The sequence below is a fragment of the Tritonibacter horizontis genome (assembly GCF_001518015.1).
Taxonomy (GTDB): Bacteria; Pseudomonadota; Alphaproteobacteria; order Rhodobacterales; family Rhodobacteraceae; genus Epibacterium; species Epibacterium horizontis.
Window position 1 is genome coordinate 1 of record NZ_LPUY01000021.1, and the last position, 12,770, is coordinate 12,770.

A 12,770-nucleotide genomic window follows, 5' to 3' on the forward strand; every position below is an offset into this window, starting at 1 on the left:
CCCGGCGGCCAGCGGGGCCTCGGGCCCGATGATCACGAAATCAATGGCGTTCTCCTCGGCAAAGGCGGCAACCGCGCCACCGTCTTCGGCGTCGAGGCTGGCGCATTCCGCGATTGCGGCGATGCCCGCATTGCCCGGCGCCACGATCAGACGGTCGCATTTCGGGTTCTGCATCACCGCCCAGGCCAGACTGTGCTCGCGCCCGCCGCTGCCGAGGATGAGGATATTCATGAGCCGTTCTCCGATCTGCTTGGCCTCCGTTGTCGCGCGTTCTATGCTGGCTGCGACTTCAAAACAAGAACGCCCGTGCCCGATACGGGTGGCAGAGCAGACCAAAGGCTAAAGTTCCCTCATGTCCGACCTTCTCGACGATCCCGCCCCCGGTCAGAACGCCCCGGAGTTTTCCGTCACCGAGATCTCGGGCGAGGTCAAACGCACGCTGGAGGGCACCTTTGGCCGCATCCGGGTGCGCGGCGAGGTCGGCCGGGTGTTCAAGGCGCGCTCGGGGCATCTGTATTACGACATCAAGGATGACCGTTCGGTGCTGGCTTGCACCACCTGGAAGGGCCAGGTGAGCAAACTGGCCGTGGTCCCCGAAGAAGGTCTCGAGGTCGTGGTGACGGGTCGGCTGACCGCCTTTGGTGGCCAGTCGAAATACAACATGAATGTCGAAGAGGTCGCCGTCGCCGGGCAGGGTGCGTTGATGGCGCTGCTGGAAAAACGCAAGGCCCAGCTGCAGGCCGAAGGGCTGTTTGCGCCGGAGCGCAAGAAACCGCTGCCCTACCTGCCGCAGATCATCGGCGTCGTCACCTCGCCCTCCGGGGCGGTGATCCGCGACATCCTGCACCGGCTGCGCGACCGGTTCCCGCGCAAGGTGCTGGTCTGGCCGGTGGCGGTGCAGGGCAGCACCTGTGCCGCCGAAGTGGCCCGCGCCATCGACGGGTTCAATGCCTTCAGCCCTGGCGGCGCACTGCCGCGCCCGGATCTGATCATCGTGGCGCGCGGGGGCGGCTCGATCGAGGATCTCTGGGGGTTCAACGAGGAAATCGTCGCCCGTGCGGTGGCCGCCAGTGCGATCCCGCTGATTTCGGCCGTCGGCCACGAGACGGACACCACCCTGATCGACTATGTCTCCGACCTGCGCGCGCCGACCCCGACGGCAGCGGCGGAACATGCGGTGCCGGTGCGGCTGGACCTGCTGGCCCATGTGTCAGGACTAGGCGCGCGGATGGCCCAGGCCAGCAGCCGCGCGGTGCAGCAGCGCCGCCAGCGCCTTGGTGATCTGGCCCGCGCGCTGCCCCGACCGGACAGCCTGCTCGACAGCCCGCGCCAACGGCTCGACCGGCTCGCCGACCGGCTGCCCAAGGCGCTGATCGCAGGCGTGCAGAACCGCAAGCTGACCCTCAGCGACCGGGCCGCCTCCCTGCGCCCCGCGACCCTGCGCAGCCTGGTGGCCCGCCGCACCGACCGGCTGGCGCATTTGTCGGCCCGGCTCAACATTCGTCCCATCGAGCAGGACCGAGCGCGCAAGGCCCAGGCGCTGAACGTGCTCTCCAACCGGCTCTCCGCCGCCCAGGCATCCCGGTTGAGCCGCCAGAGCGAACGTCTGGCCGCCACCGGTCGGCAGTTGGACATCCTCAGCTACCGGGCCACCCTCGAACGTGGCTATGCGGTGGTCCGCGCGGGGGACAGGCTGGTCACCAGCACCGCCGCCGCCGGGGCCGCCACATCGCTCTCCATCGAATTTGCCGATGGCACGATCACGGTGGCGGACAAGACGCAGGCCGCCGCCCCGCCCGCCAAACCCAAAAGCACCAGCGCCGCCAAACCGCCGAAATCGCCGGGCGAACAGGGCTCGCTGTTCTGACCTGCGGTCTCCCGTCCGGCCTTCATCTTTTTGCAAATACCTCGGAGCGCGAGGCAGCGCCTCGCATCCTGCCGGTGCCTCAGACGCCGACCTCGGGGCCGAGACAGACCATCTCCTGCCCCGGTGTGGTGTTCTCCGTCAACGTCAGGGGCGGCCCGTCGCGCTCAATGGTGACATGCAGCCCGCCCTCGTCGATGCCATAGCGCCAGCACTGGACGCTGCCCTGGTCCTCATAGGCAAAGCAGATTTCCGGCCCGGTCTCCCCCGGTTGCGAATACCAGGTGCCAGCGACGCAGCGCCCGTCGAGAAAGGACCAGATCACCCGCCGCCCCGGCAGATACCGCTCGGCCCCATAGGGCTGCCCCTGCCAGTCGAAAAACAGCGTTTTTCCGCGCGTATAGCTGTCAAACCGCGCGCCGTTCTGCGCCCCATCCGCCGCCAGGGCACCGGAGGTCGGGCTGATCAGACCAATCAGCAAAACGGCAAGAGGGAGCGATAGCGCGCGGGACATGGCGCTACGATGCCCCAAGGGCTGCTGGCTGCCAAGGGGGCGAAGGGGCGCGGACAAAAACCGGCCGGTCCCTGCTTTCGCGGCGTGGCCTTCGCGACCGCCGCGGGAGGCGCCATTTGGGCTTTTGGCTTTGCAACCCCGGGCAATCGGCAGTAGGTGGGGACAAACGATCCTGCGGAGACCCAGATGGCGCTTTTCTCAAAGCTCAAGGAACGGCTGCTGAAATCCTCGTCCCGCCTCAGCAAGGAGGTGGACGCCATTGTCGAGGAGGCGGCAACAGGGCCAGAACCCGACAGTGCCGCGCCTCCGGTGCCGGAGCGCCCCTCTGCGCCCGATGCTGCTGCGTCATCCGATGCCGCGATGCCGGTGGCAGGGGCGTCGCCTGCCGCGCCCGCCGCAGCTGTCCCGCCCGCCCCTGAACCGCAGGCGGAGGCGTCCAGACCGGGCCTTCTGGGGCGTCTCATCGGGCGCAGCGCCACGACAGAGCCGCGCCGGGTGCTGGACGATGACATGCTCGAAAGCCTCGAAGAGATGCTGATCGCGGCGGATATGGGCGTTGATACCGCCCTGCGGGTAACGGCCAATATCGCCGAAGGCCGCCTGGGCCGACGCGTTTCGGGGCGCGAAATTCGCGAGCTTCTGGCGCAGGAAATCGCCCGCGTGATGGAACCGGTGGCACGGCCGCTGCCGCTTTATCCGTCCAAGCCGCAGGTGGTGCTGGTGGTCGGGGTCAATGGCTCGGGCAAGACGACAACGATCGGCAAACTGGCCAGCCAGTTCCGCGCTGCGGGCAAATCGGTGGTGATTGCCGCTGGCGATACCTTTCGCGCGGCGGCCGTCGAACAGCTTCAGGTCTGGGGGGACCGGGCCGGGGTGCCGGTGCTGACGGCGCCCGAGGGGTCCGATCCGGCCAGCCTTGCCTTTGACGCGATGACCAAGGCCGAGGCCGACGGGGCCGACCTGTTGCTGATCGACACCGCCGGACGGTTGCAGAACCGCGCCGACCTGATGGAAGAGCTGGCAAAGATCGTCCGGGTGATCCGCAAGAAAGACCCGGAGGCGCCGCATAACACCCTGTTGGTGCTGGATGCCACCACCGGCCAGAACGCGCTGAGCCAGGTCGAAACCTTCCGCCAGCTTGCCAATGTCTCCGGTCTGGTGATGACCAAGCTTGATGGCACCGCAAAGGGGGGCGTTCTTGTGGCGCTGGCCGACAAGTTCGGCCTGCCGATCCATGCCATCGGGGTCGGGGAGCAGATCGACGATCTTGCCCCCTTCGACCCGGAAGAATTCGCTGCGGCCCTCACCGGGCTGGGCAACTGAGGGTCAATGCGAGATCATCCACTTTTCGACGTGGCGCAGCACGAAGAGCACCACCAGCACCAGTACCGTCGTCATCGCGGCCAGCGGCATCTGCCCCGCGCCGCAGCCCAGCCCGATGGCACCGACAAGCCACAGCGATGCGCCGGTGGTGACGTTCTGCACCTTTTCGCCCGAGGTGAAAATCAGCCCCGCCGCCAGAAACGCCACCCCGGCGGTGACCGCTTCGATCATCCGCAGCGGGTCATTGCGCTGGGCCTCGGCGCCGAAATCCAGCGCCGCGATCTCGCGCCCGAGCACGATGAACAGGCAGGCGGCGACCGAGACGAGGATATGCGTCCGCAGCCCCGCCGGTTTGCCGAGAAATTCGCGCTCCAGCCCGATCAGGGCCGCCAGCACGCTGGCCGCAATCAGCCGGGCAAAGGCGACCGGGGCGGGAACCACCGAAAAGGTGGAGGAGAATTCATCGGTGATCTCTTGCAGGGCAGATTCGAACATGGGGGCTCCGGGTTTGGATTGCCTCGGACAACGCCTGAAACCCGACTGGGTTCCCGACGGGATGACACCGACGTGATGAAAAGGATCGCAGATGCTGAGTGATTGGCTGATCTCGCTGGAGGGCACGCAAGCCGGGCATCGCGTGGCGCTGATCCTGGCGCTGTCGGCGGCGGTGCTGCACGCGGTGTTTGGCGCCTTGCAAAAGGGCCGCCACGATCCCTGGCTGTCGCGCGGCGCGATTGATGCCTGTTACGGGCTGATGGCCGCCCCGATCGCGCTCTTTGTGGTGCCCTGGCCGGAACCCCATATGTGGCTGATCTTTGTCGGGGTCTGGGTCATCCATGTGCTGTACAAGATCCTGCAGGCCCTGGCCTATACCAAGGGCGCCTATACGGTGGTCTATCCGGTGGTGCGCGGCACCGGGCCGCTGTTTGCGGTCATAGGCGCCTATTTCCTGTTCGGAGAGACCTTCACCCTGGTGCAGTGGCTGGGGGTTCTGGTGCTGCTGGCCGGGATCTTTGGTCTGGCGATCTACAATTTCGTCTTTCTGGTCACCGCCCGCGAAACCTTGGGCATTGCCCTGTTGCTGGCCCTTGTCACCGGGCTGTTTGTGGCGCTCTACACCACCTATGACGCCTATGGCATCCGGGCGACGGCGGATCCGTTCACCTTTCTGGCCTGGTTCTTCATGATCGACGGCCTGGCGATGCCGCCCTATGCCTACTGGCGCTGGCGGCGGATGGGAGCGGGGCGGCCGACCCTGGGGCCGCTGATGGCGCGGGGCTTTTTCGGTGGGCTGGTGGCCTTCGGCTCGTTCGGGTCGGTGATGCTGGCGACGCGGCTCGACAAGGTGGGCGAGGCGGCGGTGCTGCGCGAGACGTCGACCGTTTTTGCGGCGCTGATCGGCTGGCTGGTGCTGAAGGAAACGGTTGGCCCGCGCCGCATTGCGTTGATGGCACTGATCGCGCTGGGCGCGGTGATTGTTGAAATGGGCGGTTGAGAGACGCATCTCTACCGGAGGATTTAGGACACAAGAGGCGGACCATGACAGAGCAGACAAGCCCGGCAGCGGGATCCGACGACAAGAAGATCAGCCCGCTCTGGAAGGGCGTATTGGAATACGGACCGGTGGTGCTGTTCTTTGTTGCCTACCTGCGACTGAAAGAGCAGAGCTTTGAGATCGCGGGGACCAGCTATGACGGGTTCATCGTGGCCACGGCCGGTTTCGTGCCGCTGATGGTGCTGTCGACGCTGGCGCTGTGGAAGCTGACCGGGAAATTGTCCAAGATGCAGGTGCTGACGCTGGTCCTGATCGTGGTCTTTGGCGGCCTGTCGGTCTGGTTCAACGACGAACGGTTTTTCAAGATGAAACCGACGATGATCTATCTGATCTTTGGCGGGCTGCTGGGCGTCGGGTTGCTGCGGGGGCAGAGCTACCTGCGGGTGGTGATGGAAGAGATGATGCCGCTGAACGAGGCGGGCTGGATGATCCTGACCCGCAGGCTATGCGCCTTCTTTCTGGCGCTGGCGCTGGCGAATGAGATCATCTGGCGCAGTGTCAGCACCGAAACCTGGGTGTATTTCAAGACCTTTGGCCTGACCCTTGGGATGTTTGCGTTCTTCATGACGCAGGCAAAGCTGTTTCAGACCTATGGGCCGGAAGATCCCGATCAGCAGGGCTGAGACCGGCTGCCCCGCACATGGTGTGCGGGGCGCGCCGCAGGATCCGCACATCTGGTCGCAGGCCCTGCGCGACCTTGCGGGATTTCGGGTTGGCGGTCCTGCCCCGGAGCGGCCCCAAAGGATGTCAACAGAGACCCCAACAGAGGTGCCGACAGCGGCCTGAACAGACAACTGGACTGTTGGGCAGTGACAGTGGCACCGCGAGGTTTTGCGCTGCGCTTCGCGCATCGCGGCCCCCGCCCGGCCCAACACTTTGTGAGGCAGCCAGGGGCTGCCGGGCAAAGGGGCGGGAGAGCGCCCGCGCCGCAGGCTCGACGACAGGGAAAGGCGCTGCGCGGTAGGTCAGAAGCACTGACCCATTGTTTCGCGCGCGAAACAATGGGTCATCAGAGCTGATACTTTTTGTGGGCGTTGCCAGGGCAGCGCGCGCATAGATCTGGCCAAGGTGCAACAGTTGCGGTCCGGCGCGTGATTGCGGAGCGGCAAACGGCGGCGATCAGATCCGTTGCCAGATCGGCATCGGGCCGGGCAGGGGGCGCAGGGCCAGCAGGCGGGACCAGCGGCGCGCCGGGGTCTTTGGCAGCACCTGCTGCATCAGGGGCAAAGGCGTGCGTTCCGGCTGCCGGATCAGGCGTTTGTAAAACCGCAACGCGCCGGGGCGCATGTAGGACGACCAGTGGCAGATCCGTCGCTCCGGGAGGCCGATTGGATGCCCCATCTGGCCGAGATGCTCCAGCGTATCCAGGCAATCCAGCTGCAAGGTGACCGCGTTCGGGGCCTCGAACCCCTGGCCAATGGCGCGATCACCGGGCACTGGCCTGCGGGTCAGCCGTTCAAAAAGGAAATCAAAGGCATCGTTTTCCCGGCTGGTCACGTTGAAGAACTCCGCCGTGCGCCCGGCGGGGGTCTGCAGGGCGCGGTTGGCGCGGCTCTGATACGAGGCCCCTGTCAGCGAGATGATACGCTGAACGGCCCCGGCGGGCAGGCGGTGGAGCGCTTCCAGCGCGACGTCGGAGCCCAGCGAATGGCAGACCACATGGATGTCGCGCTGCGGGGCCCGGGCCTTCAGGGCGCGCACCACCTGTGCCAGCGCCCGCCCGGCCCCGACCGCGCGCAGCTGAGCCTGCTGTAGCGTGCCGCGTGCGTCCCAGCCAAAGGCAACCGCCAGACCCTCGTCGGCGCGCCCGAGGCCGAACCCCAGCTGGCGCGGCCAGGAGGGGGCGCGCCAGGGCAGGTGCTGCGGGTCCAGCGACAGTATATGGCGGTGGGGGCAATGATTCGGATTGCCAGGCTGATACTTGTAGCCATGGACCATGATCACCACCGGCCCGGCTCCGCCGACAGCGGCAGGGAGCCCGGTTTCAAGGGCGGTCTGCCGGGCGTGCAGCACCGGCGTTTCTCCCAAAGCATTGATGCGCATAATGGCCATCACGGGCTCCCAGATCACGAATTTGCCTTCGGTTAACCGCTTTTGGTGACGCGGCGGTGACACCGGGGTAACGGCTGGGTGACGAGCGGGGGATGCGGTGGCTCTTGACTGACAAATGCGACCGGCGTATCCGAAGGGCCACATGGGGTACCATGGGAACCGTGGCGATTTGTACCGGATTGCGGGCCACGTAAAAGAAACCGCTAAAGAGGTCAGGACGACAAGGACTCCCTTTCGCTTGGCCGGACGGGAGTTTTTTTATGCGCGGGCCAGGCCCCGTGTCGGAGGCAAGAGTATGACTGAGAGCTGGAAAACGCGTACGAAACTTGTTCATGGCGGCAGCCGTCGCAGCCAATACAACGAGGTCAGCGAAGCGATCTTCATGACCCAGGGGTTTGTCTACGACTCTGCGGCCCAGGCAGAGGCACGGTTTATCGAGACCGGCCCGGATGAATTCATCTATGCCCGCTATGGCAACCCGACAGTGGCCATGTTCGAAGACCGGATTGCCGCGCTGGAAGGGGCCGAGGATGCCTTTGCCACCGCCTCTGGCATGGCGGCGGTGAATGGCGCGCTGACGTCGCTGCTGCAGGCGGGTGATCACGTCGTTTCCGCCAAGGCGCTGTTTGGCTCCTGTCTTTATATTCTGGAAAACGTGCTGACCCGCTACGGCGTCGAGGTGACATTTGTCGATGGCACCGATCTGGAGCAATGGCGCGACGCGATGCGGCCCGAAACCAAGGCCGTGTTCTTTGAGAGCATGTCGAACCCGACGCTGGAAGTGGTCGATATCGCGGGCGTTGCCGACATTGCCCATGGCGTCGGCGCGACGGTGGTGGTGGACAATGTGTTCTCGACCCCGGTGTTTTCCGATGCGATTGCGCAGGGGGCGGATGTGGTGGTCTATTCGGCGACCAAACATATCGACGGCCAGGGCCGCGCCCTGGGTGGCGTGGTGCTGGGCAGCAAGGACTATATCCGCGGCACGCTGGAACCCTATATGAAGCACACCGGCGGTTCGCTGAGCCCGTTCCATGCCTGGATGTTCGTCAAGGGGCTGGAGACCATTGAGCTGCGGGTGAACGCCCAGGCCGAGAGTGCGCTGAAGATCGCGCAGGCGCTGGAGGGCCATCCCGCCCTGGCCCGTACCATTTATCCCGGTCTGGCCAGCCATGCGCAGCGTGACCTGGTGGCCCGCCAGCTGGGCGGCAAGGGCGGCACCGTGCTGTCGCTGGACCTCAAGGGCGGCAAGACCTCGGCCTTTGCGTTCCTGGATGCGCTGACGATTCCGCTGATTTCCAACAACCTGGGCGATGCGAAATCCATCGTCACCCATCCGACGACCACGACCCACCAGCGGTTGTCCGATGCTCAGCGCAAAGAGCTGGGAATCACCGATGGGCTGGTGCGGCTGTCGGTCGGGCTGGAAGACAGCGACGACCTGATTGCGGATATCACCCGCGCGCTGGCGTCGCTGGGATAGGCGGCGGAACCGGGGGCGGTGCCTCTCCACCTGATCGAAAGTTGGGGGTGGAGAGGTTCAAAAGGTCAGTTCCGGGGAGTGCAGCGGCGTTTTTGGCTGATCTGTTTTGTTAATCATCTCGTAATACCATAGATGAAGGGTGCGGCCTGCGCCGCTGTTGAGACAGGAGTACGGGATCATGAACATCCACTCTCGCGACGTGAACGGGACGCCGGACCGCACGGAGGCTGAGGAGGCGCTGGCGGTTCTGCGGCACTGGGCGGCCAAGGCCAGCGAGACGGAAGTGGCCCAGCTGGATCCTGCCATCGCGCGTCTGCTGCCGGGGCGCGCGGATGACGCCTATCCGGATCTCAAGCGACAGTATCCCGACAGTTTTGACGCGGACGATGCCTATCGCGCGAGCCTGCCGGATCTGCAGAACGGACCCGCCAGCCTGATCCGGGGCGCGCGCGAACAGATCCAGCATGTCGGCATTTCAAATTTCCGCCTGCCGATCCGGTTTCATACCCGCGACAACGGCGACCTGGCGCTGGAAACCAGCGTCACCGGCACCGTCAGCCTGGATGCGGAGAAAAAGGGCATCAACATGTCCCGGATCATGCGGTCGTTTTACCGGCATGCGGAGAAAGTATTTTCCTTCAGGGTGATGGAGGCGGCGCTGGAAGACTATCTGGCGGATCTCGACAGTGGCGATGCCCGGTTGCAGATGCGGTTTTCCTTTCCGGTGAAGGTGGACAGCCTGCGGTCGGGGCTGATGGGCTATCAATATTACGATGTCGCGCTGGAGCTCGTGCAGACTGGCGGCCAGCGCCACAAGATTGTGCATCTCGATTATGTCTATTCGTCGACCTGCCCCTGTTCGCTGGAGCTGTCGGAACATGCGCGACAAACCCGCGGCCAGCTGGCGACACCGCATTCGCAGCGTTCGGTTGCCCGGATTTCGATCCAGCTGGAGCCGGATGCGCCCTGCCTGTGGTTCGAGGATCTGATCGACCACTGCCGTCGCGCGGTGCCGACCGAGACCCAGGTGATGGTGAAACGCGAGGACGAGCAGGCCTTTGCCGAGTTGAACGCGGCCAATCCGATGTTTGTCGAAGACGCCGCCCGATTGTTCTGCGAGGCGCTGCAGAGCGATCCGCGAATCGGTGATTTCCGCGTGGTTGCCAGCCATCAGGAAAGCCTGCACAGCCATGATGCGGTCTCTGTGCTGACGCGGGGGGCGATGTTTGCCAATCAAAGCCTCGATCCCCAGCTTTTTGCCACATTGATTCATCGCGGTTAAGCGCCGGTTGGCCTTGTGACCAGGAGGAGGGGCGGGCGCGGCAGACGCGCCACGGGCGAGGGGCCAGCCCCTCGCGCTCCCCGAGGTATTTTTCAAAAGATGAAGGTCAAACAGGCGGCCTGATACCCGAGTGGGCGGCGCCTGCAGGATTTTGCCGCATTGCGGCATTTTTTCTGCGTGCGGGCTGAAATTCATGTTAACCTGATGCCAAAGGGGGCGTCCGGCGGCGCGCGCACGGGGGCCGGCCCTTGTCGAAGTGAACGATCGACCCCGAGGAGATCACATGATCCGGTTTGAAGGTTTCAAGGACTTCCCCACCACACCGCAAGCCTGGGCAGGCTATGCGATGGGACGACAGTTGAAGATTATGCGCTCGGTCGCGGTGCTGGCGGCGCAGGCGCCGCAGCGGCAGATGCACATGACACAGGCGCTGATGAAAATGCAGCAGGAGTGGATCGAGGGGCTGCAAGGTGGCGCCCGGCCGGTTGTGGACCCTGCGGTCGCATCCGGAACGGCTGCTGCCCCGCCCACAGCCGCGCCAAGCAAGGCCGCGGCCCCGCAGGCGCCGGCCGGCACTGCGGCAGACAAGGGCGGATCGGCGGACAGATCCGACGCGCCTGCGGCCCCGCGCAAGCCAGCCGCGACCGGCAGTCGGCGTGCCAAAGCCACGACCTCTCCATCTGCCGCTCGCCGATCCTCGGCTGCAAAAGGGACGGCCAAGGCCGCTGGCACAAAGGCGGCGCAAGCACCGGCGCCAAAAGGAAAATCCCCTGCGGCGGCAGCGCCGACAGACGCCGGGGACGCGACGCCGGGGGCGGGTGGCACGTCGGCCGGTCCGGCAAAGGCCACGAGGCCAGAGCCGGGTGTGGCACAGGCGAAGCCGACAGAGACAAAGATCACGGAGGCAAAAGCCACAGAGACAAAGCCGGCTGAGACCAAGCCCACAGAGACCAAGCCTGCAGAGGCGAAAGCCACAGCGGCGAAGCCCGCAGCGGCAACGGAGGCGGTTGCGAAGACCACCTCGGCTTCTGCTCCGGTGGCGGCGCGGGACAGCGGGACTGGGGAAGAGACTGCGACGGACACGGGCAAATCCGCGCCACGTCGCCGCCCGCGTGCGCCGTCCAATCCGCCCACAATGCCGGCGACTGGCGGCGGATCGAAGGGGACAAAAGGCGACACATGATCGCTTTCGCTTGACAGGCTGAGCGGGGGTTGCCAACGCTGCGCTCATGTTGGATCTGCGCCCGGTTGGATATGTCATTGGCCTGCTCGTCGTTATTCTGGGCGGCACGATGGTCTTTCCACTTCTCCTTGACCTCTATGATGGCAAGGGGGAGTGGCCCGTTTTCCTTGAAAGCGCGATCCTGTGCCTTCTGGCGGGGGGGCTGCTGGCGCTGAGCTGTGCCAATGGCGTCGGGCGCGGCCTGACGATCCGACAGACGTTTTTGCTGACCACCATGGTCTGGGTGGCGCTGCCGTTCTTTGGGGCGATTCCGCTGATTTTGGGCGCGACGCAGCTGTCCTTTACCGATGCGTTCTTTGAGGCGATGTCCGGGCTGACCACCACCGGGTCCACGGTGATTTCCGGTCTTGATGAGCTGCCGCGCGGGTTGTTGCTGTGGCGGGGCATTCTGCAATGGCTTGGTGGTATTGGCATCATCGTTGTCGCCATGGTGTTCCTGCCCGAGCTGCGGGTCGGGGGGATGCAGATCTTCAAATCCGAAGCCTTTGACACCATGGGGAAAATCCTGCCGCGCGCGCAGGAGATCGCAAAACAGATCACAGTGATCTACCTGGTGCTGACCCTGGTTTGTGCGCTGGTCTATACAGTGCTGGGCATGGGGCTGTTCGATGCGGTCGTGCATGCGATGACCACCATGTCGACGGGTGGGTTTTCAAATTACGATGCCTCCTTCGGGACGTTTTCGGGGCCGGCGGAATATGCCTCTGCCTTTTTCATGGTGGCGGCGGCGCTGCCGTTTGTGCGTTATGTCCAGATGGTCAACGGAGAGGCGCTGCCGCTGGTGCGCGACAGCCAGGTGCGCACGTTTCTTGCCACCATTGCGGTGCTGGTCGTGGTCACCGCCGGGGTGCTGGTGACGGTGTTTCCGCACCACCCGGAACAGGCGGTGCGAGAGGCGCTGTTCAACATCATCTCCATCATGTCGGGCACCGGCTATGCCAGTGTCGATTACATGCAATGGGGGCCGTTCCTGATCATGATCTTCTTCTTTATCGGCCTGATTGGCGGCTGCGCGGGATCGACGGCCTGTTCGGTCAAGATCTTTCGCTATCAGCTGCTGTTTGCCTCGGTGCGGGTGCAGGTGCAGCGGATCCGCTCGCCGCATGGGGTATTTATCCCGCGCTACGAGGGCCGGGCGGTGACGCCGGATGTGCTGAGTTCGGTGATTTCGTTTTTCATGTTCTTTGTCATCACCATGGGGATCGTGGCCTGGGCGCTGGCGCTGACGGGGCTGGATTTCATCACCGCGATCTCGGGCGCGGCGACGGCGGTGGCCAATATCGGCCCCGGACTGGGCGACATCATTGGACCGGCGGGCAATTTCGCCCCGTTGAACGATACGGCCAAATGGATTCTTGCCATCGCCATGTTGATTGGCCGGCTGGAGCTGATGGCGGTCTATGCCATCCTGACGGTTCGTTTCTGGCGCAGCTAGGGCGTTGCGGGGCCGTTCC

Annotated in this window: 11 protein-coding genes, 1 pseudogene and 1 riboswitch; of the genes and pseudogenes, 8 read left to right on the forward strand and 4 right to left on the reverse strand. The window is 64.8% G+C overall.

Annotation, left to right across the window (positions count from 1 at the left end; translation table 11 throughout):
• Positions 1-231: pseudogene (locus tag TRIHO_RS04115) on the reverse strand (phosphoribosylamine--glycine ligase N-terminal domain-containing protein); the annotation flags it as partial.
• Positions 232-352: 121 nt separating this feature from the next.
• On the opposite strand from TRIHO_RS04115, the gene xseA reads away from it, so the two are divergent.
• On the forward strand, positions 353-1,867 hold the full coding sequence (xseA, locus tag TRIHO_RS04120) for an exodeoxyribonuclease VII large subunit (protein ID WP_068240669.1): 1,515 nt from the start codon (positions 353-355) through the stop codon (positions 1,865-1,867).
• Positions 1,868-1,946: 79 nt separating this feature from the next.
• Here the strand turns inward: xseA and TRIHO_RS04125 are convergent, their stop codons facing one another.
• Positions 1,947-2,435 carry a hypothetical protein gene (locus TRIHO_RS04125; protein ID WP_232367709.1) on the reverse strand — a complete coding sequence of 163 codons (489 nt, stop codon included), beginning with the start codon at positions 2,433-2,435 and terminating at the stop codon, positions 1,947-1,949.
• 129 nt (positions 2,436-2,564) lie between these two features.
• Between TRIHO_RS04125 and ftsY the strand changes: the two genes are divergently transcribed.
• Positions 2,565-3,701 (forward strand): signal recognition particle-docking protein FtsY, encoded by a 1,137-nt coding sequence (ftsY, locus tag TRIHO_RS04130; RefSeq protein ID WP_068240672.1) that lies wholly within the window; start codon positions 2,565-2,567, stop codon positions 3,699-3,701.
• 3 nt (positions 3,702-3,704) lie between these two features.
• On the opposite strand, the gene TRIHO_RS04135 is transcribed toward ftsY, so the two are convergent.
• Positions 3,705-4,196 carry an MgtC/SapB family protein gene (locus tag TRIHO_RS04135; RefSeq protein ID WP_068240673.1) on the reverse strand — a complete coding sequence of 164 codons (492 nt, stop codon included), beginning with the start codon at positions 4,194-4,196 and terminating at the stop codon, positions 3,705-3,707.
• A 94-nt stretch (positions 4,197-4,290) separates the two neighbouring features.
• Here TRIHO_RS04135 and TRIHO_RS04140 point away from each other — a divergent pair, with 94 nt between their 5' ends.
• Positions 4,291-5,196, forward strand: coding sequence for a DMT family transporter (locus tag TRIHO_RS04140; protein WP_068240699.1), 906 nt, complete (start codon positions 4,291-4,293; stop codon positions 5,194-5,196).
• Between the two features lie 44 nt (positions 5,197-5,240).
• A complete protein-coding gene (locus TRIHO_RS04145) occupies positions 5,241-5,879 on the forward strand; it encodes an inner membrane-spanning protein YciB (RefSeq protein ID WP_068240674.1) in 639 nt (212 codons plus the stop codon).
• 496 nt (positions 5,880-6,375) lie between these two features.
• On the opposite strand, the gene TRIHO_RS04150 is transcribed toward TRIHO_RS04145, so the two are convergent.
• A complete protein-coding gene (locus TRIHO_RS04150) occupies positions 6,376-7,308 on the reverse strand; it encodes an alpha/beta hydrolase (RefSeq protein WP_068240700.1) in 933 nt (310 codons plus the stop codon).
• A 151-nt stretch (positions 7,309-7,459) separates the two neighbouring features.
• Positions 7,460-7,536, forward strand: a riboswitch (SAM riboswitch).
• Between the two features lie 67 nt (positions 7,537-7,603).
• Here TRIHO_RS04150 and metZ point away from each other — a divergent pair.
• The 4 genes from metZ to TRIHO_RS04170 all read left to right on the forward strand — a co-directional run bounded on the left by metZ (position 7,604) and on the right by TRIHO_RS04170 (position 12,751).
• On the forward strand, positions 7,604-8,791 hold the full coding sequence (gene metZ / locus TRIHO_RS04155; RefSeq protein WP_068240676.1) for an O-succinylhomoserine sulfhydrylase: 1,188 nt from the start codon (positions 7,604-7,606) through the stop codon (positions 8,789-8,791).
• A gap of 178 nt (positions 8,792-8,969) precedes the next feature.
• Positions 8,970-10,073 (forward strand): GTP cyclohydrolase FolE2, encoded by a 1,104-nt coding sequence (gene folE2 / locus TRIHO_RS04160; RefSeq protein ID WP_068240677.1) that lies wholly within the window; start codon positions 8,970-8,972, stop codon positions 10,071-10,073.
• Between the two features lie 283 nt (positions 10,074-10,356).
• On the forward strand, positions 10,357-11,256 hold the full coding sequence (locus TRIHO_RS04165) for a hypothetical protein (protein ID WP_068240679.1): 900 nt from the start codon (positions 10,357-10,359) through the stop codon (positions 11,254-11,256).
• A gap of 46 nt (positions 11,257-11,302) precedes the next feature.
• Positions 11,303-12,751, forward strand: coding sequence for a TrkH family potassium uptake protein (locus TRIHO_RS04170; RefSeq protein WP_068240680.1), 1,449 nt, complete (start codon positions 11,303-11,305; stop codon positions 12,749-12,751).
• Positions 12,752-12,770 lie beyond the last annotated feature (19 nt).